Source organism: Oceanobacillus sp. M60, from assembly GCF_053839645.1.
In genome coordinates this window covers 150,322-175,218 of record NZ_JBSSNH010000001.1, presented here as the reverse complement: position 1 = coordinate 175,218, position 24,897 = coordinate 150,322, and the positions used below count along the sequence as shown (strand labels likewise).

Below are 24,897 nucleotides of genomic sequence, written 5' to 3'. Positions count from 1 at the left end.
CTTCGATAGTTTAATATTATTCCGCTGGGATTTCTTTTCGTCTCATATTTAATGAAGTTTCCTTTTATCAAAGTTCTTTTATATTGGGATATGCTTCCTCCAGCGATGTCCAATTCAATAGATAATAAGCGCTTAATGCCAGTTCGATTGCTTGCCGGTTGATTGGCTCTGCAAGGTTAGTTCTCAGTAACTCTTCAATTTTTTCTAAACGGTGATACAAGGTTTGCCGTACAATATATAATTTGTTAGCGGTTTCTTTTTTGGAGCCCATACATTTCAGGTATACAGAAAGTGTGGAAAGCAGATCTGTTTTCATTTTTTTATCATATTGCAAAATTGCTCCTAAATAATCCTGTACGTATACTTCCAGCTTGTTGCTGTTATACATTTCAATCAATAAGCGATAAACACCGATTTCTTCATAAAAATGTGTCTCGATTAATTTAGCGTTTTGAATGAGTATCACATCTTTTGCTTCTTTATAACTGGTAGGAGAAGTATCGTAATCAAGATGAATATTACTGATTCCAAAAGTATATGGATTACCATTAAAATTTTCTTTTTGTTGCATATGCTTTAGTTCATTAATAATTTCTGTCAATCGATTCGTATCTTTTGGGGCATTCTTCTGCTTATAGAAGGCAGCGATAACAGCCGTTTCATTCCGGCCGACAGCTACAGCAGGAATAAACCCGTTTTTTCGAAACAGGGAGCGGATAATCATCGCTTGCTGCAGCTTGGCTTCCTCCCAATTGCCTTCTTTATTGGTTATATTATAGGAGTTCGTGTCAATCAAAAATAATCGATAAGATAAGTTCTTTGCCGGAGAAGGCAATATTTTTTGGATTTCACTGCCATCAATGTCTTTTCCCTTTAACATCCTTCTGACAATCTCTTCTTCTTGATTTTGTTTCCGTTCTTCTATCGTTTTATTCCGAAGCATAATTTGTGCGATTGCCAGGGCTGCCCGATCAATGATAGAGAATGAGAATTTATCTAATGTGTCAGGGGCTATCTGTAAACATAAATATCCCCAGGTATGTCCGAGACCTTTAACAGGAAAAATGGTGTAATCATCCTTGTCCAGTTTACAGCCTGTATAGGGGCTTGGCATCTTGGCATGTTTGATTCGCGTTTTCATCAACTGTGTTTGCTCTTTCATCTTTGGAGGATAGTAATCAGCTTTTGAGTCGAATGATACAAATAAGACCGGTACATTAAAATATGCATATAGTTCTTTTAAAATAGTTAAGGTTCCATTTGGCAATAAGGAAAGTTCATTAAATTTTTCTGAAAAATGATAGAGTTGGCTCAGCATATGGTGATGATGATTAATGATGACGGTGTGAAGATCTTGGGTGATGTCTACGAATTTAACAATCTCGTTGAAGATAATGAAAGGTAAGTCATGATCATTGCCGTATTGAATAATTTCAGGTGCGATTTCTTTAACATGGGTGCCTAGTTCAATGCATATTCCTGCGACATTCTTATTTAGCAATTTGTCCAAGTGGGAAAGGCCTTCTGGAGAGTCAAATTTCACCCCGGAGCCTGTCGTCAGGATTAATTCACCTCCGTTAATGAAAGATTCCATATCTCCGCTTTCCAGTATATGTGTCCATTTAATTTCACGGTGTAATCCGTTTTTGCCGGCAACTACGACGGCATGTTGGAATAAATCCCTGGAAAGAACGTCCTTTACTTGAATACTCCATTTCTCCATTTATATGAGCCCCCTCATTTCGTTAAAGCAGAACGTAAAATGATTGACATTTTGTAAAATGAAAAATAAATGAATTGGTTATAGAATAAACTATGTAATATACCTAATATTATGTCAAGTTCAAAAATTTCAGATATGAATCTATGCTGTTTGACCAGATTGTTTTAATTATTTGAAGTACAGAAAGGAGAAGATGGGATGGAATCTGTGCAGAAGAAACAATCTTTAGTGGAAAGAGATCGTCAGAATGTTTGGCATCATATTTCGCCGTATAGTGAAAAAAATCCGCCTATGGTCGTGGAAGAGGGGAAGGGCTCCTGGATTACAGATCATCAAGGAAAACAGTATTTAGACGGAATGTCCGGGCTTTTTTGTGTCAATGTAGGATATGGCCGGGAAGAGTTAGCACAAGCTGCGTATGAACAAATCAAGAAAATGGCTTATGTGCCAATGACACAAAGCCATGGTCCTGCCATTGAGCTGGCGGAAAAAGTAAACGAAATGCTTGGCGGGGACTATGTGATTTTTTATTCCAATAGTGGTTCCGATGCGAATGAAGTAGCTTTCAAAATGGCTCGTCAATATCACCAGCAAAAGGGAGAGGGCACCCGCTATAAAGTGATTTCACGCTATCGTGCCTATCATGGCAGCTCGGCTGGAGCGTTGTCAGCAACAGGTCAAGCATTGAGAAAATATAAATACGAGCCGCTTACTTCCGGATTTTTACATGTTGCTCCACCTGATAATTATCGTAAACCAGAAGGCATGTCTATAGAGGATTATAATATAGCGCGAGCGAGAGAATTAGAAGAAACGATTATTTGGGAGCAGAAGGAGACAATTGCAGCAGTTATTATGGAACCGCTGATTACAGGAGGCGGTGTACTGGTTCCAGATCCTGTTTATGTAGAAAAGGTACAAGAGGTTTGTAACCGTCACGGCGTCCTGCTTATTATCGATGAGGTTATCTGCGGCTTTGGCCGTACAGGAAAAGCTTTTGGACATCAGCATTTTAATATAAAACCGGATATGGTTACCATGGCAAAAGGGCTTACGAGTGCTTATCTTCCATTATCGATTACAGCTGTTCGAAAAGACATCTATGAAAAATTTAAGGATGGTAAAGAAAATAGTCATTTTCGTCATGTAAATACATTTGGCGGTAATCCCGCTGCATGTGCTTTGGCATTAAAAAACATTGAAATTATGGAAAAAGAAAATTTATTTAACCGTTCAGCGGAAGCAGGGAATCGTCTTTTAAACGGTCTGGATGATCTTCGAAATCTTGACTTTGTAGGTGATATCCGCGGTTTAGGCTTGATTATCGGCATAGAAATCGTTGAAGATAAGCTTACCAAAAAGCCTGCCTCCCCAGAATGTGTAGGAGGATTGATTGCTGCTTGCAAGGCAAATGGATTAATCATTGGGAAAAACGGTGATACCGTCGCCGGGCATAATAATATTTTGACACTCAGCCCGCCATTGTCCAGTACGGATGATGATTTTGATTTTATGATTAACGTCTTGAAAAAAGTATTTCATGAAAAAGTAAATTAATGTTTTTTAAATAAGGAACGAAAGCTTATTACCTAAGAATAAGCATATATATCCTGCTATTCCGGGATGAACATCTTCTAATGGAGAATATTGATTAAAATATCGGGAGGGTTTCAGGTGACTCAAACAAAAGTAAACGAATTAAAAAACTATGTTGGAGGAAGGTGGATGGAAGCAAAGACAGATAAAACGGCACCTGTCTATAATCCGGCAACTGGAGAGACAATAGCAAATGTACCTATCTCGACGCAAGAGGATGTGGAACATGCAATCCAGGCTGCTCACAAAGCTTTTGAAACATGGAAGGACGTGGCTGTACCTAAACGGTCAAGAATCCTATTTAAATATCAGCAATTACTCGTTGCCAATTGGGAGGAGCTGGCAAAATTAATTACCATTGAAAATGGAAAAAGCTATACGGAAGCGTATGGGGAAGTGCAGCGAGGGATTGAAAACGTAGAATTCGCTGCCGGAGCTCCTTCCCTCATGATGGGAGAGCAGCTTCCATCGATTGCCACCGACTTGGAATCTGGTGTGTATCGTTATCCAATTGGTGTTATTGCTGGAATCACTCCTTTTAATTTTCCAATGATGGTGCCGTGCTGGATGTTCCCAATGGCCATTGCAACTGGAAATACGTTTGTCATGAAGCCGTCAGAGCGTACACCACTTTTAGCGAATCGGTTAGCAGAATTACTGGAAGAAGCGGGGTTGCCTGCTGGCGTATTTAACATCGTTCATGGTGCTCATGATGTAGTAAACGGTTTATTAGATCACAAACAGGTAGCAGCGATTTCTTTTGTTGGATCCCAGCCTGTAGCAGAATATGTCTACAAGCGCGGAACGGATAATCTGAAGCGTGTGCAAGCACTTGCTGGTGCAAAAAACCATTCCATTGTATTACGTGATGCGAATTTAGAAAATGCATCGACCCAAATCATGAATGCAGCATTTGGTTCTGCAGGGGAACGGTGTATGGCCGCATCTGTGGTAGCTGTTGAGGAATCTGTTGCAGATACGTTTATCGCACGTCTCACTCAAAAAGCCAATGAAATTAGAATTGGCAATGGCCTGGACGAAGGGGTTTTCCTGGGTCCAGTCATTCGCGAACAGCATAAAGAGCGGACATTAAATTATATTGAAACGGGAGAAAAGGAAGGAGCAAAGCTGATTCGTGACGGCAGAAAAGACGAAGCTGTAAAACAAAAAGGCTATTTTGTAGGCCCAACCATTTTTGATTATGTCACATCGGAAATGAATATTTGGAAAGAAGAGATCTTTGCACCCGTATTATCAATTGCTCGTGTAAAAGATCTGGATGATGCGATAGCTTTAACGAATCAATCACGCTTTGCGAATGGCGCTTGTATTTTTACAAGAGACGGCGGAAAGGTTCGGCAGTTCCGTGAAACAATTGATGCTGGAATGCTTGGCGTCAATATCGGTGTGCCTGCCCCAATGGCATTTTTCCCATTCTCTGGCTGGAAAGACTCTTTCTACGGAGATTTGCATGCGAATGGAAAAGATGGGCTGCAATTTTATACGAGGAAAAAAGTGATTACGACGAAGTGGATTTGACATTCTCTATAGTATATGGAGGAGCTTATCATGATGGCTATTGGTAAGCTCCTTTTTCATTACTTCCGGTTGCGTTTTTTTTGCAAAAAAGATAATACAGGATCGACAAATAAGAAAAGAAGAAGGAGATACATGATTGCCAATTCAGGAATTTCCATCACATACAAAGGATTCAGCGATTTGATAGCGGGTATTTTATATCCTTTTATAAAGTCAATACCAAAAGAAATACCCGCTAATAGGATGAACATAGTCAGAGAAATACCTAGGATTTTCACTTCTATCACTCTCCAATCAGCCTTTAAACATTTTTCTATCCGTATTTGGATAGCTATTCATATTTGCTAATTTGCTTACTTTTTCCTGTTCTTGATAAAGGCAATAAAAAGCAAGAAAACAGGAAGAATAATTTGAAAAGGAAGCTGAACATAGATTGGAAATGCATTTAGCCCTTCTTCAATATGCTGCGAATAATTGCTCGCAATAACCATGGATGTAAATAAAACAGTTATTCCAAGCGGATAAGCCAGCTTCGAGGGTTCTTTGATATTAAATAAACTTGCTGTTCCTATAAGGGCACAGTATGTATATACCGCTACTTTGAAAAAACCTCCAATAATCAGAGCTAGAATAAAGATAACGTCCAGACGTTCTAAAAATTCTCCAACTTCAATCGACTGAATAGTTGTTAATAAAGGGAAAAGAGAACGCTCAATAAGCGGGACGCCAAGAACGCTGATATTTAAAATGGTGGTGAACGCGAGAGCGACACCAGTTATGCTGATTGCCGCCACAGCCGTTTTTTTTAACTTCTTTGCTTGATTTAAGTATGGGAAAATCATTGTAAATACGATGATTTCACCAAAGGGAACATATAGCGTTTCTGTAAAGACCGTTTTTAAAATTTTTGGCGAATCCTCCAAAGTCGGTCTTAAATTGGAGATATCGATTAAGCCGGATATAGCAATAAGAAGAAATAGAAAGAATGCCAGCATAAGCATGACGACAAAAAGCAGTTCTCCTGTTCTGGCAACGACCTCGATTCCTTTATATATCGTGTAAATAACCACCAGAATCATCAGAGCACTCGCAACGAATAGAGGAGTTTCTGGAAAGGCAAAAGAAAGCAGCATGACACCAAATTCCCGTAATACTCTCGCAGCCGAATATAAAAAGAAGAGGATATACAGGAATGCCAATGTTCGTCCTAAAACCTTGCCAATCAGCTTTTCTGTATAGTCCGTCAGCAAGAGTGAAGGATAATACAGATAAAGCGCCCGATAGATAAAAAATAAGAAGATACTTATCGCCGTCGCGATAAGAATCGCTAACCAGCTGTCTCGGCCTGCTCTCATCGCAAGTGGAATCAGCAGCGAATTGCTTAGCTGAAATAAAATCATAACGATAAACAATTGGCTTGTGCTGATTTTTGCCTTTTCCATAAACGAATTCCCTCCTTTTTATTCGCTTTTCTTATTCAAATCAAAAAGATACGGATTGTTTCGCATCCCAGTACGGCGAATAAAGGCTTCCACTGTCACATCGACGTCCAATGCAGGAAAATACACATCTTGCCACTCTTTTTCAAACTGTTGCCACACCTTGGGTTCGGAATGATGCAGCTTTTCACCAAAGCCGAAGATATCCGTTTTGGTTTTCTGTGCTTCCTCAATTGCAGCTTTGGCCTCTGCCTGAATTTTCTGCTGCAATGCTCCCTCAATCCGGAATAATACATGCGGGTTAGTTATATCGACTGGCACCTCTATCACTCGGAGGTCTCCTTCAGCACGGATATGGACGGAAATCGCCGGTTTCCCATCCTTTATTTTTGTCGCTACATTTGTTTTTTGGCGTACTACCTTGTAGGAGATGGCATCTTCATGATTCTCCCAATCAATGTTTACAGGTGCCTGCCGAATTTGATCTAATACCCAAAGTGTTCCTTCACTCTTTTCGCCATCAATCCAATTAACCAGTTTGCCTTCTTTGAAAACGCCCATGCCATTTACTTTAATGGTTGCTGATCCATCTGATGATTGCAGTTGTTCCATCGTTTTCGCTTTTTCAATATCACCCTCCACAGAGAAACCGCTGACCAAAGGCTCTTTTCCTGTCGAAACAGCTGCATTGATGAATTTCTGGAGATTGGTGGCTATATTTTCTCCATACAGTTCTTCAGTGAATTCTAAGGACTTAATTGCTTTTTCAGCAGGGACCTGATCAATCGCCGTTAAAACTTGAACGAACTCACCCGCCTTCACATCCCGGCTAATCACTATCTTCGTCGTTGTCCGAAACTCAATACCCCGCTCCATCGCATCTAAAATAGAGGAAAGCCCTTCTTCTCTGGCAAGCTCTTCGCTGATGACCAGCAGACTGGTATGTGCAAAATAGAGGTCTCTTGAAACAATGGTGGATGCCCGATCAGCTACCTCCAGCGGATTGTCTCCTGTTGCTGTATAGGTGGCAATACTTGGATTTTGCCCGGATGCTCCTCCTTGAAGCGCCCCGGGCACGTTCATTGGATTGATTAGTTGAAATGTGCCAACATATGTGCCATCTTCCTTTTTATCAAGCGCATAAGCCGAGACAATCGCTAATTCTTTTAATTCGATACTGCTCCAACATCCAGAAAGGAAAGGGAGGCAGGCTGCCATGAAAAAAGGAATTATCCATTTACGACTCATTTTTATCTCCTTCTTTCGTCTCCGCTCTCATCATTCCCCGTTTTATCGGAGGCAGAGGTTTTTGATCCGTACCCTGGCGAACTCGATTTTGAGGATTTAAGGACTTCGGTCTTTCGTTGAATGACCATATCGGACCGCGCATAATGGAATCCTTCAAGCTTTTCGGTATCAATGGTGCAAATGGTGCCATATAGGGGATCCCGAATGAACGCAAGCTGACGAGATGAACAATCAGCATAATCAATCCAAGGATGATTCCATAAAACCCGGCAATCGCTGCACCCAGCATAAATGCAAAGCGGAGTAAACGGGCTGAAATAGCGATGTCATAATTTGGAGTAGCTAAACTGGCAATGGCTGTAGTTGCCACGACAATGACCATTGCGGGAGAGACGATTCCGGCCTGAATGACCCCTTGCCCGATAACAAGTGCTCCGACAATCGAGATGGTCGCACTGATTTTGTTCGGCATCCTTAAGCCGGCTTCCCGAAGAATCTCAAAAGTGACTTCCATTATCAGCGCTTCAACAATCGCAGGAAAAGGTACGGATTCCGTCTGTGAGGCAATAATAACGAGCAGGTCTGTTGGAATCATTTCCTGATGAAAGGTGGTAACTGCTACATAAAAAGCAGGGCCTATTAATGAAATCAAAAACATGAAAACGCGCAGCATCCGAATCAAAGTACTAATTGGGAAGCGCACGTAATAGTCTTCCGGTGTTTGAAAAAATTGAATCATAATAGCAGGAACAATCAACACATGGGGGGTTCCGTTGACAAAAATAGCCACCCTGCCCTCCAAAAGGTTTCCGGCAACCGCATCCGGCCTTTCCGTATGAGTAACTGTTGGGAACAGCCCTGAACTTTCATCTTCAATCACCTGTTCAATATAGCCTGAATCAAGGATGGCATCGAGATCGACCCGTCCCAAGCGTTGGCGGACCTCTTTCACTATGTCTTCATCAACTATCCCGTTGATATACATAATCGACAGGTCTGTATTCGTCTGCTTTCCGAGATTCATGGATTCGACCCATACATTCGGGTTTTTGATGATACGACGCACGAGTGCAGTATTCGTGTTAATGGATTCGGTGAATCCCTCTTTGGATCCGCGTAACGTTATTTCGGAATCAGACTGTTCAACGGGACGCCTTTCTCCGCCTCTGGTACTGGCAATCAGCGCTTCGTTTTTTCCATCCAGGAGAATTACTGTGTCACCAGATAGCAGCGATTGAAATAAGGTATCCCAATCGCTAACCGTTTCTAAACTGCCAACCGCAACTACTTTTTCGGTGAAAACGGTAAAAAGATCTTCGTCCTGTAATTTTTCCTGCACGCTATCTTCCATTGTCTGCACCAAAAACTCATTTATCGTAGGATTGTCCACCAGCCCGTCCACGTGAATGATTGCAGCAGATACCTTAGGATCGTGACTAATAGCAAGCGTGCGGATAATGATATCAGGGCTGTTGCCTGTTTTTTGTTTGATGAAGTTCAGGTTTTCAGTAATCGAAGTGTCTATGCTTTTTTGGGTATCGCTTGCTGAATCTGGAATTTGCTCTTTATAATGCATCTTTTTTTGTAATTTACGATAGGACATAGCACAGAACACCTCGTTGTTGGGATTATCCCTAATTTGTTCAGATAATTACTTTTTATGCATGAAATAGACTCTGATATTTAAGTGAGAGATGTTGTTTGGAAATGAGGAAGCAATGTTCTTTAAAGTCTTGTCTAAAAGCTTTATCACGGAGAACCGTCCGACAACTCCCACTGAGTGAAGTTTCATTTTATAAATTATACTTCGGTGATAGTTGATAAAAAGAAGATAGAATGAAACTTTATCAGCTTAATTTAAGTAATACATAATAAATGTATTTCTAAACTGCGTGAAAAAAGAAATTGAAGTTCCATAGCAAAATTCAGATATAATCGGAATAATAAAGGAGACATGAGGATGAAACAACTCTATATAAAGCAAAAAGTATTTAGTTTAAATGAAAAGTTTAGCGTAAAGAATCAGGATGAAAAAGATGTTTATTACGTAGAAGGGAGTTTTATGAAAATTCCCAAAACTTTCTCCATTAAGAATGATACTGGAGAGGAAGTAGCGCTTATAACGAAAAAAACGCTCAGCTTTTTACCGAATTTTTTTGTGGAGGTAAATGGAAAGGAAGTGTTAGCAATCAAGAAGGGGCTTTCCTTTTTCAAAGCGCGTTATACCATTGATGCGGCAGGGATTGAAGTGCGCGGGAATTGGTGGGACATGAACTTTCAGGTATATCAGCACGGTGAAATCATCGGGGAAGTGAGCAAAGAGTGGTTTAGTTGGGGAGACAGCTATAAGGTGCAAGTTGTTAAGGAAGAGATGGAAACCAGCATGATTGCACTGGTTGTCGCCATTGATTGTGTGAAGGCTGACGAAAAAGGAGCTGCTTCTGCTTCGTCGTTCACGAACTGAAGTTTCAAATTTTGCTCAATGCATAAATAAACTCCCCTCGATTAATCAGAGGAGAGTTTATTCAAATACTGCTTACAGCTTGATATTTATCTTTTCTTTCTGTTTGATTAAGTTAACAACTGCATTGAAAGCCTCGTCTAAATCATCGGCATAGATATGCATTTGTTTGTCTTCTGGATAGTGGTGGAGCGTATGCTCATATCTGGGATCGTAATAATATTCCAGCAGGAGCGCTACAGCGGATGGGAAATTACCCTGCTCCAAGTCCTCCGCTATTTGTTTCGCTACAGGGGTGTGAATATGCTTCCGTATTCGCCCGAAGGCTTCGATTATTTGCGCTTGATGCTCTTCAGGATTGTATTCACGTAATATATTTTCAATTCGTTTCTCTAAAGGCAAATGGATAAACAGCTGCATACTGGCTTCTTTTGTTTCATGTAAAGACAAAGGCAGTGTCGCCTTGCCGATACGTTTGCTTTCTCCTTCCAATAGAACAAAAGGCGCTTGGTCATAGCGTTCCATTTCTTGGACTAATAAAGACTCGAATGTTTTTTGATTATTCGGTTCCAGTCCAATTTGGCCAAAGATAGACCCTCGGTGGTTTGCCATTTCTTCTAAATCAAGCACAGGATAGCCATGCTGCTTTAACCTGTGCAGCAAAATAGTTTTTCCGGATCCGGTATAACCATTCAGCACGTACATATTGGGAGAAAACGGCTGCTGCTCTAACTTGTTTACCACCCATTGTCTGTAAGAGCGAATGCCGCCATTCAATCTGGAAACCTGTTGACCCATTAAATCGACAACGGTGGCAGCGGTTTTACTGCGCATGCCGCCGCGCCAGCAATAAACAATCTTTTCTTTCCCAAGAGATTGAAACTGGGCAATAAATTCCGGCAGCTTGATAGAGAAGATTTCTAGCCCTTTTTCCTTTGCTGCTTCAGGGCCGACTTGTTTATAAACCGTGCCTACTTCAACGCGCTCTTCATTATCAAAAACAGGAATATTGATGCTTCCTGGAATACGAAATGCAGCAAATTCCTGTGGAGAGCGCACATCAACTAAGCAAATAGTCTCTTCTTTTTGTTTTTTTAATAAATCAAGTAACTCTATATCCTGAAACATTTTTTCACTTCCTAATAAACGAATTATTCTTCAACCGTGATATGTCCATTTTTCTTATCAGTGACGCGGCCAATTATTGCTGCCTCGATATTTTTATCCTGCAGATCCGAAAGTAATTTTTCTGCGTCTGCTTCTTTTACAGCAGCAAGTAAGCCTCCGGAGGTAACCGCATCACATAGTATCCACTGGTCAATCTGATCCAGTGATTCCGTAAAGGTAACATCCTCTTTTAAATAGTTAAAGTTATTCTTCGTACCGCCTGGCACTGCGCCGTTCTCCGCAAGTTCTTTTACTCTTGGCAAAACAGGTACGTGCTGATTTGAAATCTGGATTTCGACGTTGCTTCCTTTTGCCATTTCCGAAGCATGTCCAAGCAAGCCAAATCCGGTAACGTCGGTACAAGCATGTATTTCATAGTTATCCATTGTTTCCGCAGCCGTTTTATTCAATGCTGCCATGACGTTAGTTACCCGGTCTATTTCTGCTTCCTGTAACAAGCCTCTTTTGATAGAAGTCGTCAAAATCCCTACACCAATTGGTTTGGTTAAAATAAGCACATCATCGGGTTTTGCGCCACTATTTGTGCGGATTTTATCAGGATGAATTGTTCCAGTAACAGCCAATCCGAATTTTGGTTCTTTATCGTCGATGGAATGTCCGCCGGCTAAGGCCACGCCAGCTTCTCTCAGCTTGCTGTCTGCGCCTTCTAAGATACGGGAAAGAATCTGTTTATCTAGATCAGCAATTGGGAAAGCAACAATATTCAATGCTGTAATCGGCTTTCCGCCCATTGCGTAGACATCGCTGAGCGCATTTGCAGCGGCAATTTGCCCGAAAGAATAGGGGTCGTCTACAATGGGAGTGAAGAAGTCGAGTGTCTGAACAATGGCTGTGTCGTCATTTAATTTGTAAACTCCTGCATCATCGCTGGTATCCAAGCCGACTAATAGATTAGGATTATCCGTCGCAGGGGAGAGGGTTTGTAAAACCTGCCGTAAATCAGCCGGTCCGATTTTACATCCGCATCCGCCTAGAAGATAAAGCGGTTAGTTTTATAGACTCATTATTATTCATATAATCAACCCTTCTATATTTAATTTTCCATATCTATTTTAACATATCAGTAGGAAAAGGAATGTTTGGTGGAATTTAGAAGTGAACAGTTACTTTCATTCTTACCATCCTGTGCGCCAATATGATACGATAACATGTATATGGAATGGGGGACGATGTAATGGAAAATAAAAAGATACCTGCATGGTTTAAGGCAGATATCTTATTCAGTGTGCTTAAAGTACTAGTATTGTTTTTATTAGCTATACTTATTCTGTCTACGAATATTGCAATCGGTTCTGTCTATCTGTTTGCGGCCGTTTTTTCTATTTTGTCTTTGGCGCATTTAATTACGATATATAAAACTGCCGGAAAAATGCGGATTCCTTTGATTATTGAAATGCTGCTTATTCCTTCTCTTTTTGTATTGATTATCTTCCTATTTTAAAAATAAATAATGTGATTATGACGTATCGATTCATTTTATTCGATAAAGAAAACACCTTGAAAATCTGCTTCTCAAGGTGTTTTCTTCATTACTTTATTCAGCTTGTTCTTCATAGTACTCTTCCAGTGTAATCCCTTGTTCAGTTATATACTTCGCTGTTTTTTCACCGACATAGCGAAGATGCCAAGGCTCGTATTGGTATCCGGTAATATCTTCTTTCCCCTTAGGGAAACGGATAATAAAGCCATATTCCGGAGCATTTTCAGCAAGCCACTGTCCTTCCTCTGTCTCACCAAATGCTTCTACTAACTCTAAATTGACTTCTGCACTGGTAACATCCATCGCCAGTCCAGTTTGATGCTCACTTTCTCCGGGACGTGCACTGTAGGTGTTTGCATAATCCTCACCATTCTGTGCCGCATTCGCTGCAAAGATATCGTCCTGCCGGTCATAAGAACGGTAGCCGGATTGGGCAAACATTTCTAATCCTGCTTCTTCAGCACCTTCAAATAATTCTTCTAAGGCATGTGCCGCGTTCTCGCGCAGATATTTTTTAGGTAAGTCCTCTGTGAAAGGAAAGGGCACATCTGGTACAATCAAGTCTTCAGGGATATAATCATCCGGAAGTGCAAAGCTTTTATTCACCAGTGATAATTCATCGTATGGATTACCGACAACTTCTGTTTCAGCTTCTGTCACTTCAGGTTCTTCAGGGGGAGGAGCTAAGCCCTCTCCCGGTTCAATACTTTTTTCGTTTTCATAATAAAGCAGTAACTCTTCTCTTGTTGCTTTATCATAGACACCTGAAATAGCTGTGTCATCTGTTTGCAATTGAAAATCTGTTATAGCCCAAGTAAGCTCTTCATCAAATTCATCTGTTGCTTCTAAATCATAACCGATGGCATTTAGTGCTTGCTTTAATTGTAATACAGCATCATCTGTATCAAATTTCTGCAGCACCGCATCAGGCGGCTCTGTTTCTTCTTGTTCTGGCTCTTCCGTCTGTTGTCCTTCCGCTTGCTTATCATCTGTATCTTTTTGCTCTTCAGGTGCTGATTGTTCCGATGCCGGAGCATCTTCCTGTGATGGGGATGGCTCATGTGGTCCGCAGCCAATCAGTACAAAGCAAATTGCCGAAAGGATAATCCAACTAACTCCTCGCATGTCATGTTAACTCCTTGCTTTTAATAGAATGAATGAACCCCAAACACTATGATCTGTTAAATAAGTTTGGAGTGCAGAGTTATTTTATAAAAATTAATTGCAGGTAATCAGTAACGAGAATGGTTTTCCAATCTGTTTTGAGGTATATGAAAACTCGAAAAAAAGATGAAAACAATCAGCAGGCTGATTCCCATAATCCTTGAAATGATGCAGTATAAATTCTGCTTATTAAACAGTGAACGTAGGCTGCATTTCAATATATATTATATGATGTATGGAAGTGAAAAAGAAAGGAAAGTGAAGAAATAATTTCAGGAAAAAGAACAATAAAAAAACAAGAACCAGTGAAATTGGCTCTTGTTTTTCAACTTATTCTGCTTTTTTTTCTGCAAACAAACGGCTGATTTCAACAATCGTTTTTGCTGCTTTTTCCATATTATCGATAGAAATATACTCAAACTTGCCATGGAAATTTTCGCCGCCAGTGAACAGGTTCGGTGTCGGTAATCCCATAAATGAAATTTGTGAACCGTCTGTACCGCCGCGGACTGGATGAATAACCGGTTTAATATCAAGATTGTTCATTGCCTGATCAGCAATATCTACAATATGTTTTACCGGTTCAATTTTTTCACGCATATTATAATATTGATCATTCATTTCTAACTCTACAGCATTCTCTCCATATGCGTTCCTGATTTCTTCTACGTACTTTTTAAGGGTGTCTTTGCGTGTTTCAAATTTTTCCCGGTCATGGTCGCGGACAATGTAATAGACTGTTGATTTTTCTACATCGCCTTCTACAGAAATAAGATGATAGAAGCCTTCGTATCCTTCTGTATGCTCGGGAGATTCTTTATAAGGAAATTTATTAATAAATTGCGCAGCCATCTTTCCTGCATTCACCATTTTGTTTTTCGCTGTTCCCGGATGAACACTGTTTCCGTAAAACGTCACTCTGGCAGCTGCGGCATTAAAGCTTTCATACTGCAATTCACCTAAAGGGCCGCCATCCACGGTGTACGCATAGTCACAGCCGAAGCGTTCTACATCAAATTTATGCGGCCCGCGTCCAATTTCTTCATCAGGAGTAAAAGCAATACGGATTTTTCCATGCTCGATTTCCGGATGATGAATGAGGTATTCCATGGCAGTCATGATTTCAGCAATGCCTGCCTTATCATCCGCTCCAAGTAAAGTTGTACCGTCAGTCACCATTAGCTGGTGCCCCTCATAATTAGAAAGCTCAGGGAAGTCTTTTGGAGAAAGGGTGACTTGTAAATCTTCATTCAATACAATATCCCCGCCCTTATAATCGATTACCTTAGGAGCCACCCCTTTGCCGGTAAAGTCTGTTGCTGTATCGACATGTGCCAAGAAGCCAATCGCCGGGATATCCTTATCCGTATTCGCCGGTAATGTAGCCATTAAATAACCATTTTCATCATAAGATACTTCTTCCAGTCCAACTTCCTTCAGCTCATTCTCCAATAGCTTAATCAAATCCCACTGACCTGGAGTGGAAGGGGTGGCTTGAGAATGCATATCCGATTGGGTATCTATTTTTGCATAGGTTTCTAAACGCTTGATTAATTGTTCTTTCATCAAAATGGCTCCTTCTAAATAAATTTTTGATTGTTCCTTTGAAGCGAAAATTTCTGCTATTCTAATTTTACAACGCTTTGTATATTTTACCATACTCAACACAAAAACCGTATTCATGCGTGTCCAAAAAGTAACGTATAAAGCTTTAAAACAGTAAAAGTATCTGGACGTGGACATGTTTAACAGAGTTTAAGAATACCCTTTATGAAGCTCAATTATTAATTTCTGCAGAAAATTTTTTCTGTTAAAATAAATAAGGAATGATATGATTAGAAAAATAGCATATGGGAGGGTTAGATTTTGAGAAACATCATTAGCGTAGAGAGATTAAAGAAACGTTTACCGCAAAATAATGTCGTTATTGTAGATGTACGATTTGATTTAATGGATGCTGATGCTGGGCGAAAAGCTTATTTACACGAGCATTTACCTGGTGCTGTCTATATGGATTTAAATAGAGATTTATCCGGCAAAGCAGGTAAGCATGGCGGAAATCACCCTTTACCCGATTGGGATTTATTCGCAAATAAACTTGGAAAACTAGGTATCTCCAATAATACAACGGTTGTTGTGTATGATCAGGGAAATGATATGTTCGCTCCTCGATTTTGGTGGCTGCTTGATTATTTAGGTCATGAGAAGGTATACCTTCTTGATGGCGGATTGGACAGGTGGGTCGCAGAGGGAGGCGAACTGACATCAACGGTTCCCAATCTTCAGCCGACCATCTTTCGCAGAAACGAGAAGGAAAATCGCTATGTTGATATGGAGGAGGTCAAGGAAAAACTAGAATCTGAAGAAACAACGATTATCGATTCCAGAGCACCTGCAAGATATTTAGGTGACGAGGAACCGATGTATGCTCGTGCAGGGCATATTCCGGGAGCGGTCAATTATTTTTGGAAGGGTGTTTTAAAAGAGAACGGTACTTGGAAAAACGAGGAACAGTTAAGAGAGCATTTTTCCAAATTAGATAAAGATGCGGAGATTATCGTTTCTTGTGGTTCCGGTGTTTCGGCATGCCCAAATATTCTGGCTCTGGATAATGCCGGTTTTAAAAATGTGAAGCTTTATCCAGGCAGCTTCAGCGATTGGATTTCGTATGAAAAGAATGAAGTCGCTATTGGTGAGGAAGATGAATAAGGAACGTTGTGCCTGGGTCAGTGAAGAGCCTGTCTATATCGCATATCACGATGAAGAATGGGGACGGCCTGTTTTTCAGGATGATCGCTATTTATTTGAAATGCTGACATTAGAAGGGGCACAGGCAGGACTAAGCTGGATTACAATTTTAAAACGCCGGGAACATTACCGCCGGGCTTTTGACAACTTTGAAGCCGATATTATTGCTGCTTATTCAAATGAAAAAGTAGAAGCATTGATGCAGGATGAAGGAATTATCCGGAACAGGCGTAAAATTGAATCTGTCATTAAAAATGCAAAGGCCTTCCAGCAGATTCAAAAAGAATTTGGTTCATTCGATGATTATATCTGGAGCTTTGTTGACAGAGAACCAATTGTGAACCATTGGGAACGGCATGAGGATGTGCCTGCTCAAACAGATTTGTCAAAACAGCTAAGCAAGGATTTGAAAAAGAGGGGATTTTCCTTTGTAGGACCGGTGATTTGTTACTCTTTTATGCAAGCGACAGGTATGGTAAATGACCATACTAAAAGTTGTTTTTTGAGTGGGTGAAGAGCCAGCTGACCGGGTATTTTTATAAGCGAATCGTATCCTTATCATAGAACCAAGCACATTCCTTTGTTTTATCTGCCTGTTATTGTAAACTAAAAAATGCATTAGGGACTATTGTGAAACAAACAGAGATAAAATCATTTACAGGAGGTCATCCAGGAATATGAATTACATTACACTTAATAATGGCTTAGAAATGCCGCAGCTTGGTTTCGGCGTCTGGAAGGTAGAAAATGAAAAAGCTATCCCTGCTGTGGAGCATGCATTAAAATCAAATTATCGTTCCATTGATACAGCAAAAGTTTATGGGAATGAAGAAGGCGTTGGACAAGCAATTGCAAACAGCGGTGTCCCTCGTGAAGAAATCTTTCTTACAACAAAGGTGTGGAATGCAGATCATGGTTATGATGAAACCTTAAAAGCTTTTGATGCAAGCTTAGAAAGACTGGGTACAGACTATGTGGACCTTTATTTGATTCACTGGCCGACCCCGGAGCATGATCAATATATCGATACGTATAAAGCGTTGGAAAAAATCTATAAAGACGGCAAAGCAAAAGCGATTGGCGTCTGTAATTTTGAAATAGAGCATTTAGAACGTTTACTAGACGAATGTGAGGTTGTACCGGCTGTAAATCAGGTAGAGTGCCACCCATACTTGCAACAGAAAGAATTGCGTGCCTTTTGTAAAGAGAAAGGTATTTATGTAGAAGCATACAGCCCTCTCATGAATGGAAAAGATGTCTTAAAAGATGAAGCGCTAAAACAAATTGCTGAGAACAAAGAGAAAACCATTGCGCAAGTTATTCTGCGCTGGCACTTACAGTCTGATTTGATTGTCATTCCAAAATCAGTAACACCTTCTCGTATCGAAGCTAACCTGGATGTGTTTGATTTTGAATTAAACGAAGAAGAAATAAAAACAATCGATGCGCTGGATCGTAATATTCGCAGCGGATGGCATCCGAATGAAATGAATTCACGTTAACAAACTACAATTAAAAAACACCTTCTTTCATTTATTTAAAGAGAGAAGGTGTTTCCTTTATTATTTGAAAAAACGTTTAACAGCCTGTTCAAACTCTTTAAAATAAGAAGGAATCTCATCCGGAGATAAATGAGCATACATTTCTTCTGCGATAGCCTCGTTGTACCATTTTTGCTGCTTGTACCCGGCGTTAAAGTTCTTCCAGATATCATCGCCGAGCTGTTGATGCTCTTTTTCCAATTCTAAAAGATTATCTAATTTATCCGCAATAATCAGATATTTCACTTCCTTTGGAGCATCTTTTAAATGTTCCACTGTCGCTTTTTTTCTGTCCCACCAAGACTTTGATTTATCCTCCGTATGAGAAGCAACAAGGTCAGCAATTTCTTTTCCGAACTGACGTTCAATGTCCTCGATGCTGACATTGGTATCCTCAACAACATCATGCAAGTATCCGGCGCTGATTAAATCATCGGAACAGCCTTCTTTTTCTAGACGTTCTGCAACACGAACAGGATGGGTTATGTACGGTTCATTTGAATTTTTACGTGCTTGACCTTGATGTGCTTTTGAGGCAAAAGCTTTTGCATTATCTCTTTTCATTATATCCTCCTAAAAACTTAAATAAGTAGTCCTATTATAACAGAAAATACAGATATCAACTGAATTTTTTCTTAATGAAGGACAAATGAACGTGAACTTTTGAAACAGCATCATTTGCCTTTCAATTATTGCAGGAAACAAGTACACTAGATGTAAAGATAACGAAGGAAATTAAAAAATCATACCTATATTTATTTAAAAAGCAGGGGGACGAATAATTGAAAATGCCTTTACTCTCTGTAAAAAATAGTTTGATAATTTGAGATAAGCGAGGGACATTCATGGAAAAAGGAATTAACCAACGTAAAACAGAACATATCCGCCTTTGTCTGGAAGGAGACGTAGAGGGTGTAAATAAATCTACAGGATTGGAAGGCATTCACTTTCTTCATAATGCTTTGCCGGAAATTGATTTTGCTGATATTTCATTGAGAACATCATTTTTAGGCAAAGCGCTGCAGGCGCCATTTCTAGTCAGTTCCATGACTGGCGGATCTGAACTGGCGACCACAATTAATCAAAATTTGGCTACAGCGGCAGAACAAAAAGGCTGGGCACTGGCAATTGGTTCGACAAGAGCATTTTTAGAAAGTGAGCAGCATAAGGATTCTTTCCTTATTCGCAGACAGGCGCCAACTGTGCCATTAATCGTAAACATTGGCGCTGTCCAATTAAATTATGGCTATGGAGCAGAGGAATGCCAGCGTATTATTGATAAGACAGAGGCTGATTCCATCGTTCTTCATTTAAATTCATTGCAGGAAGCTGTGCAGGACGGCGGCGATTTGAATTTCAAAGATTTACTGCCAAAAATTGAACAGGTTTGTAAACAGGTGGAAGCGCCAGTAGGGGTCAAGGAAGTAGGATTCGGCATTGACGGGGAAGCTGCCAAAAGATTGTATGATGCGGGCATCTCTTATATTGATGTTGCTGGAGCGGGCGGAACCTCCTGGAGCCAGGTGGAAAAGCTGCGCTCGAAGGACCCATTAAAGCGGGCAGCTGCGGAAGCATTTAATAACTGGGGAAATCCGACCAAGGATTGTCTGGTCACTGTACGCAGTGAGCTTCCTGAAGCGCCTTTAGTTGCCAGCGGAGGCATGAAAACAGGCGTGGATGCTGCGAAGGCAATTACGATTGGGGCAGATATTATCGGGTATGCCAGACATCTGCTCCAGGCAGCCACAGAATCAGCAGAAGCCGTTGTTCAGACAATGGACCAATTGGAATTAGAGCTGAAGATGACGATGTTTGGCGTTGGCGCAGCCGATTTAAATGAACTAAAAAATACAAAGCGTGTATCCATTAATGGAAAATCGCTGTTAGATGCATAATTTGCAAGCTAGAAGGTGTGGAGAATTCCACGCCTTTTTATTTTAGGTCCCGGAAATATACCCTGCTTCCCGTGACCCCCGAGTTCATCTCCTTTAAAGAAGACTTAGCGATTGGCAAGCCGAGAGGCGTAGACAGAGCTAAAGTCGCACTTATGCGCCAAGGGTAAAAAAAGAAATTCACTTTTTTCCTGTTGGATCTTCACCCTGGGACTGCGATTACCAATGTTGTCAGGTTAGTGAATTTTCTTAAATACTCAACTTTCGCACCTAAGAATAAGCAAATATATCTTGCTATTCCAAGATGAACATGTTCTTCATTACCATGCTTGCATTTTGGTGAAATATCCGGCCTTTTTGAAATTGATGATGGTGCATAGCTCTGCTCCGGCCAACCACGCCGCTTTCCGACGTACAAATGTTTTCGATGGGACGAGTAATCGCAACCCCAGGAGTCACGGGTTTAGCCTGCAAACCACTTAGGAGTCTGCGTGGTTGGCCTGCGCTCTGATAGGATTCTACAGCGAATGAAAGAAATAAGATTTTAATGAGCTGAATGAAATAGCAGCTTTCGTCTGAACAATCCAATCATAACAGTATGGATATGAAATACAGGGAGTCGCTTCCATGCACAGAAAGTAATCTTGACGGAACATTTTACCATACAGCAAGAACACCGATGCTTAAAGGCCAAGTGACGTTTTAGAAGAAATAATTGGCTATAAAAATGTTTAATGTGTTTTGAAAAGGGAAAAGTCCTTATAAAATGACCCTTACAGCTACTTACACTACGGAAAAAGGAGGCATTTTAATGGTTTGGACAATGAATGATTATCCAAGCTCAATGAAAAACCTAGAAAAACCTGTCCGTAAAAAGGCCATTGATATCGCAAATTCAATGCTGGATGATGGCTATAAGGAGAACAGGGCAATTCCAATAGCTACGGAGCAGGCTAAAGAATGGTATAAGAACGCGGATAAAGAAGAAATTCAAAGCTATGAAAAAGGCGGAAAACCGACCCAGCGCTCAAAGGAAGGAAAAGAAAAAACAAATAATCCGGAGCGGCTGGAGGAGGGAGAGGAAGTCTATAAGCAGGAAGAAGGATGGGCTGTCGGCTCTTCCGGTTCCAGTCAGGCAAGTGAACGATTTGATACAAAAGAGGAAGCGGTGAAAAGAGCGAAAGACATTGCTAAAAATAAAGGAACCTCCCTGACGGTTTATCGTGCAGATGGGACGGTTGAAGAGACTCGCAAATATGACTAAAGAAGGAATGCAGATTACTTTGTTCCCAGGTTTCCTTATGCTAAAATAAGTGAGGAAATTGAGGTGAACATAAATGAAAGTTGAAATTTGGTCTGATTTTGTATGTCCTTTTTGTTATATCGGAAAACGCCGGTTTGAACATGCCTTGGAGAAATTCACACATCGTGAACAAGTAGCAGTTCAGTTTAGAAGCTACCAGCTTGATCCGGATGCACAGCATCTTCCGGGAAAGAACTTCGCAGAAACTTTTTCTGAGCTGAAGGGAATGTCTTTAGAACAAGTATATGAAATGAATAAACAGGTAGCGGAGCAGGCAGCAGAAGTAGGCTTGACCTACCGCTTTGATACGATGAAATACGGGAATACATTTGACGCGCATCGAGTTGCTAAATTAGCTGCCGAGAATGGAAAGGAAGCGGAACTGACAGAACGTTTTTTTCAAGCCTATTTTACTGATTCCGAACAGTTGAGTGATAAAAAGACACTGATTCAGTTAGCGGAAGAAGTGGGTTTGGAGAGAGAGTGTGTTGAAAATGTATTGGACAGCTGTAAATTCCGTAATAAAGTCAATGAAGATATAGATTTGGCAAAGCAGCTTGGTGTCCAGGGCGTTCCTTTCTTTGTTTTTAATGAAAAATATGCCGTGTCCGGTGCACAGCCAGAAGAAGCTTTTACACAGGTACTTGAAAAGGTGTGGCAGGAAGAACAGGAAACGCCTGTTTTGCAATCATTGAACCCAAATGAGAATAAAACCTCCTATTGTACAGGTGATGGTTGTGAGAAAAAATAAACGTAGTAATCTATTCCATATATACCTGTAAATGAATGGGAGTACCCTTATTGAACGAACTATTATCAATAAATTTGACGAAAAATTGAACAGAATAATCAAAAAAACTGCCGGAAACGGCAGTTTTTTTGATTATCGTCATATTTACATAAATCAGCCATTGACGATGGCTGAAAATTTGATATACTAGGTATTGTTATCTAATTGATAATGAATATCATTCTTATTTAGAACAATTAGAACTTGATAATAATTATTATCTAGATTAATTTAAGTAAAATTTCAGGATAAGAAAGGTTGATGTATTTTTGGTGGAAATGCCTTATATTTAATGAAGCTTTACACTTAACTACATTAGCTATCCTTTTTTCACATACTTCTATTTTATTATTTAATACTTAAAGAAAGTAGGGCGATGACATGATTGATATTAAAGGATTGACAAAGAAATATGGGAATAAATCTATCGTAAATGATATATCGGTTCAAATTCAGCCTAATAAAATTACATCGTTTATCGGACCAAACGGTGCAGGGAAATCAACGCTGCTTTCCATGGTAAGCCGTTTGCTTGATGCAGACACAGGAGATGTATTACTGGACCAAAACAATGTAAAGAATATGAAATCAAATGAATTTGCGAAGCGCATTGCCATTTTAAGACAAGCGAATTTTTTCACTGTGAAACTGACGATTCGCCAATTAGTATCCTTTGGCCGTTATCCTTATTCGAAAGGCCGTTTAAATGAAGAAGATAATCGGATTGTCGATCAAGCCATTGAATATTTGAATTTAACAGATATCCAGCATAAATTCTTAGATGAGCTGTCTGGCGGTCAAAAGCAACGTGCGTTTATTTCCATGGTTATTGCCCAAGACACGGAATATATTTTATTGGATGAGCCGTTGAATAATTTGGATATGAAGCATTCTGTACAGATTATGAAAATATTACGCAAGCTTGTCGATGAGCTGGGGAAAACAGTTGTGATTGTATTGCATGATATTAACTTTGCTTCGGTTTATTCAGATCAGATTGTAGCTTTAAAAGAGGGGCGCCTGGTAAAAAACGGTCCGACACATGAAATCATTAATTCAGAAGCATTAAACGAAATCTATGATATGCATATTCCGGTCCATATGCAAAACGGCTGTCGTTTTTGTGTATACTTTGACTCACATATAAGTAAAAGCGGCTAATTGTTTAAACCCTATATATGATGGGTAAATCCAATAATTGCTTTCTTAAAAATGTCCAAACCTTATGCTTTCTCAATGAATATATCTTTGCTAGGATAACTTAACTTGAGCAGGTGCAGCTGCTTGAAAACGATTGATTTGATCCATGCGTACTCCTTTTGTCAGGAGTACGCATGTCGATGATGTTGAAACATCGTTTTTCAACCAAATAGTTTCACATTCTCATGAAAATCGTGTTTAAGCGGTTTCTTTCCATTGTTTAAGTAATTATTCTCATCTGGATTGTCGCAATTGCAGTTGAGAATAAAACGAGAATAATGGAATTTTTAATTGGTGATAATCGTACAAGAGATAAGATTAAAAAATACAGTTGACAATGTTTTTTTATTTGATATACTTTAAACAAGCTAATTGAGATTGATTATCATTATCAATGTGTTAGGTTATATCAATGCACTATAGTAAAACAGGAATTATTTTTTTAAATCAAGCGCAAAATATAATGCGGGTATTGATTTAATCAATCCAATAGTCTGCTCATCAAAAAAATATACATAGGGGAAGAGGTAGGAGAAATGAGAAAATCAAACTTTTTTAAGTCAACGTTTATTATAGCAATATTCGCAATTTTTGCTTTGGTGTTGGCTGCTTGCTCCGATTCAGGCAGTGAAAACGAAGAAGCCGATGACCAAGGAAATGAGTCTGCTGAAACGGAGGGTTCTTCTGAAGATGCAACGGTTGAAATTACGGATGCTCACGGAACCGTTGAAGTTCCAGTAAATCCAGAGAACGTGGTAGCTTTAGATAATAGAACGTTTGAAACATTATCTGATTGGGGAGTTGAATTAGCTGCTGCTCCAAGAGATTTAATACCTGAGGATATACCTTATGCAAGTGATGAATCAATTGAAAATATAGGAAACCATCGTGAACCAAACCTTGAACTTATCGCAGCTGCAGATCCTGATCTTGTTATTGTGGGCCAAAGGTTTGGAGGATTTTATGAAGATATAAAAGAATTAGTGCCAGATGCAGCAGTTATTGATCTTAATTTTGATGTTTCTGAGGAAGCTGACACACCCGGAGAAAATTTAGAGAACGGATTTAAAGATATTACAATCTCTCTTGGACAAATTTTTGATAAAAACGAAGAAGCTGAACAATTAATAGCTGATTTTGAACAATCCATTGAAGATGCTAAATCAGCTTATAACGGGACAGATACAATCATGAGTGTTATAGTATCTGGAGGAGATATTAATTTTGCAGCTCCTCATTCCGGCCGGGTTTGGGGCCCATTATATGATATTTTCGATTGGACACCGGCGTTAGAAATTGATCAAGCTTCTGCAGATCACCAAGGTGATGATGTTTCTGTTGAGGCTATTGCAGAAACCGATCCTGATTGGCTTTTCGTCATGGACCGTGATGCTGCTGTATCATCTGAAGAAGAAGCAAGTCCTGCTCAAGATGTAATCGATAATGCACCTGCTCTTCAAAACACAAAAGCTGTTTCTGAAGGACAAATCGTTTATGCACCGGCAGACACGTATACAAATGAATCTATACAAACATTTACTAAATTATTTGAAGATCTTGCAGAAACTTTAGCAGAGTAATTTAG

Annotated in this window: 21 protein-coding genes and 1 pseudogene; 13 read left to right on the top strand and 9 right to left on the bottom strand. The window is 39.9% G+C overall.

From position 1 onward, the window contains the following. Nucleotides 1–67: 67 nt before the first annotated feature. Entirely contained in the window at nucleotides 68–1,723 is a 1,656-nt protein-coding gene (locus tag ACW0TQ_RS00910; protein WP_042532209.1) for a PucR family transcriptional regulator, read from the bottom strand. A gap of 198 nt (nucleotides 1,724–1,921) precedes the next feature. On the opposite strand from ACW0TQ_RS00910, the gene ACW0TQ_RS00905 reads away from it, so the two are divergent. The 3 genes from ACW0TQ_RS00905 (at nucleotide 1,922) to ACW0TQ_RS00895 (ending at nucleotide 5,206) form a co-directional block, all read left to right on the top strand. After that, nucleotides 1,922–3,280, top strand: a complete 1,359-nt coding sequence (locus ACW0TQ_RS00905; protein WP_042532210.1) for an aspartate aminotransferase family protein — start codon at nucleotides 1,922–1,924, stop codon at nucleotides 3,278–3,280. A gap of 117 nt (nucleotides 3,281–3,397) precedes the next feature. Continuing rightward, on the top strand, nucleotides 3,398–4,858 hold the full coding sequence (locus tag ACW0TQ_RS00900) for a CoA-acylating methylmalonate-semialdehyde dehydrogenase (RefSeq protein WP_368901133.1): 1,461 nt from the start codon (nucleotides 3,398–3,400) through the stop codon (nucleotides 4,856–4,858). A 30-nt stretch (nucleotides 4,859–4,888) separates the two neighbouring features. Continuing rightward, nucleotides 4,889–5,206, top strand: coding sequence for a hypothetical protein (locus ACW0TQ_RS00895; RefSeq protein ID WP_042532213.1), 318 nt, complete (start codon nucleotides 4,889–4,891; stop codon nucleotides 5,204–5,206). Nucleotides 5,207–5,211: 5 nt separating this feature from the next. Here ACW0TQ_RS00895 and ACW0TQ_RS00890 read toward each other — a convergent pair whose 3' ends face one another. From ACW0TQ_RS00890 to ACW0TQ_RS00880, 3 genes are read right to left on the bottom strand one after another with little or no spacing between them, the layout of a single operon-like run. Further along, nucleotides 5,212–6,300 (bottom strand): GerAB/ArcD/ProY family transporter, encoded by a 1,089-nt coding sequence (locus tag ACW0TQ_RS00890; protein ID WP_042532215.1) that lies wholly within the window; start codon nucleotides 6,298–6,300, stop codon nucleotides 5,212–5,214. Between the two features lie 18 nt (nucleotides 6,301–6,318). After that, nucleotides 6,319–7,545 carry a Ger(x)C family spore germination protein gene (locus tag ACW0TQ_RS00885; RefSeq protein WP_256705746.1) on the bottom strand — a complete coding sequence of 409 codons (1,227 nt, stop codon included), beginning with the start codon at nucleotides 7,543–7,545 and terminating at the stop codon, nucleotides 6,319–6,321. Further along, complete coding sequence (locus ACW0TQ_RS00880; protein ID WP_455725261.1) at nucleotides 7,535–9,148, bottom strand: spore germination protein; 1,614 nt, start codon at nucleotides 9,146–9,148, stop codon at nucleotides 7,535–7,537. The genes ACW0TQ_RS00885 and ACW0TQ_RS00880 overlap by 11 nt, the downstream gene beginning before the upstream one ends. 357 nt (nucleotides 9,149–9,505) lie before the next feature. On the opposite strand from ACW0TQ_RS00880, the gene ACW0TQ_RS00875 reads away from it, so the two are divergent. Continuing rightward, nucleotides 9,506–10,009 (top strand): LURP-one-related/scramblase family protein, encoded by a 504-nt coding sequence (locus ACW0TQ_RS00875; protein ID WP_455725260.1) that lies wholly within the window; start codon nucleotides 9,506–9,508, stop codon nucleotides 10,007–10,009. A 72-nt stretch (nucleotides 10,010–10,081) separates the two neighbouring features. Here the strand turns inward: ACW0TQ_RS00875 and mnmH are convergent, their stop codons facing one another. Together mnmH and selD are read right to left on the bottom strand one after the other, a co-directional pair. Next, complete coding sequence (mnmH, locus tag ACW0TQ_RS00870; RefSeq protein WP_212928637.1) at nucleotides 10,082–11,134, bottom strand: tRNA 2-selenouridine(34) synthase MnmH; 1,053 nt, start codon at nucleotides 11,132–11,134, stop codon at nucleotides 10,082–10,084. A gap of 23 nt (nucleotides 11,135–11,157) precedes the next feature. Then, a pseudogene (gene selD / locus ACW0TQ_RS00865) lies at nucleotides 11,158–12,208 on the bottom strand (selenide, water dikinase SelD). A 160-nt stretch (nucleotides 12,209–12,368) separates the two neighbouring features. Between selD and ACW0TQ_RS00860 the strand changes: the two are divergent. After that, on the top strand, nucleotides 12,369–12,635 hold the full coding sequence (locus ACW0TQ_RS00860) for a hypothetical protein (protein WP_042532224.1): 267 nt from the start codon (nucleotides 12,369–12,371) through the stop codon (nucleotides 12,633–12,635). A gap of 93 nt (nucleotides 12,636–12,728) precedes the next feature. Here ACW0TQ_RS00860 and ACW0TQ_RS00855 read toward each other — a convergent pair whose 3' ends face one another. Together ACW0TQ_RS00855 and pepT are read right to left on the bottom strand one after the other, a co-directional pair. Further along, on the bottom strand, nucleotides 12,729–13,799 hold the full coding sequence (locus ACW0TQ_RS00855) for a D-alanyl-D-alanine carboxypeptidase family protein (protein ID WP_455725259.1): 1,071 nt from the start codon (nucleotides 13,797–13,799) through the stop codon (nucleotides 12,729–12,731). A 369-nt stretch (nucleotides 13,800–14,168) separates the two neighbouring features. Beyond that, on the bottom strand, nucleotides 14,169–15,404 hold the full coding sequence (gene pepT, locus ACW0TQ_RS00850) for a peptidase T (RefSeq protein WP_332093842.1): 1,236 nt from the start codon (nucleotides 15,402–15,404) through the stop codon (nucleotides 14,169–14,171). A 300-nt stretch (nucleotides 15,405–15,704) separates the two neighbouring features. On the opposite strand from pepT, the gene ACW0TQ_RS00845 reads away from it, so the two are divergent. The 3 genes from ACW0TQ_RS00845 to ACW0TQ_RS00835 all read left to right on the top strand — a co-directional run bounded on the left by ACW0TQ_RS00845 (nucleotide 15,705) and on the right by ACW0TQ_RS00835 (nucleotide 18,088). Next, on the top strand, nucleotides 15,705–16,547 hold the full coding sequence (locus ACW0TQ_RS00845; protein WP_455725258.1) for a sulfurtransferase: 843 nt from the start codon (nucleotides 15,705–15,707) through the stop codon (nucleotides 16,545–16,547). Next, the gene (locus ACW0TQ_RS00840) at nucleotides 16,540–17,100 is read left to right on the top strand and encodes a DNA-3-methyladenine glycosylase I (RefSeq protein ID WP_256705754.1); all 561 of its coding nucleotides are present in this window, start codon (nucleotides 16,540–16,542) and stop codon (nucleotides 17,098–17,100) included. Before ACW0TQ_RS00845 ends, ACW0TQ_RS00840 begins: the two co-directional genes overlap by 8 nt. 163 nt (nucleotides 17,101–17,263) lie before the next feature. Further along, a complete protein-coding gene (locus tag ACW0TQ_RS00835; RefSeq protein WP_368901130.1) occupies nucleotides 17,264–18,088 on the top strand; it encodes an aldo/keto reductase in 825 nt (274 codons plus the stop codon). A gap of 60 nt (nucleotides 18,089–18,148) precedes the next feature. Here ACW0TQ_RS00835 and ACW0TQ_RS00830 read toward each other — a convergent pair whose 3' ends face one another. Then, the gene (locus ACW0TQ_RS00830) at nucleotides 18,149–18,691 is read right to left on the bottom strand and encodes an HD domain-containing protein (protein ID WP_256705756.1); all 543 of its coding nucleotides are present in this window, start codon (nucleotides 18,689–18,691) and stop codon (nucleotides 18,149–18,151) included. 281 nt (nucleotides 18,692–18,972) lie between these two features. Between ACW0TQ_RS00830 and fni the strand changes: the two genes are divergently transcribed. The 5 genes from fni (at nucleotide 18,973) to ACW0TQ_RS00805 (ending at nucleotide 24,892) form a co-directional block, all read left to right on the top strand. After that, entirely contained in the window at nucleotides 18,973–20,022 is a 1,050-nt protein-coding gene (gene fni / locus ACW0TQ_RS00825; protein ID WP_368901128.1) for a type 2 isopentenyl-diphosphate Delta-isomerase, read from the top strand. 808 nt (nucleotides 20,023–20,830) lie between these two features. Continuing rightward, the gene (locus tag ACW0TQ_RS00820; RefSeq protein ID WP_042532242.1) at nucleotides 20,831–21,283 is read left to right on the top strand and encodes a DUF2188 domain-containing protein; all 453 of its coding nucleotides are present in this window, start codon (nucleotides 20,831–20,833) and stop codon (nucleotides 21,281–21,283) included. A 73-nt stretch (nucleotides 21,284–21,356) separates the two neighbouring features. After that, nucleotides 21,357–22,073, top strand: coding sequence for a DsbA family oxidoreductase (locus ACW0TQ_RS00815; RefSeq protein WP_256705759.1), 717 nt, complete (start codon nucleotides 21,357–21,359; stop codon nucleotides 22,071–22,073). A 420-nt stretch (nucleotides 22,074–22,493) separates the two neighbouring features. After that, complete coding sequence (locus ACW0TQ_RS00810) at nucleotides 22,494–23,273, top strand: iron ABC transporter ATP-binding protein (RefSeq protein WP_042532246.1); 780 nt, start codon at nucleotides 22,494–22,496, stop codon at nucleotides 23,271–23,273. A gap of 575 nt (nucleotides 23,274–23,848) precedes the next feature. Continuing rightward, nucleotides 23,849–24,892, top strand: coding sequence for a siderophore ABC transporter substrate-binding protein (locus ACW0TQ_RS00805; protein ID WP_042532248.1), 1,044 nt, complete (start codon nucleotides 23,849–23,851; stop codon nucleotides 24,890–24,892). Nucleotides 24,893–24,897 lie beyond the last annotated feature (5 nt).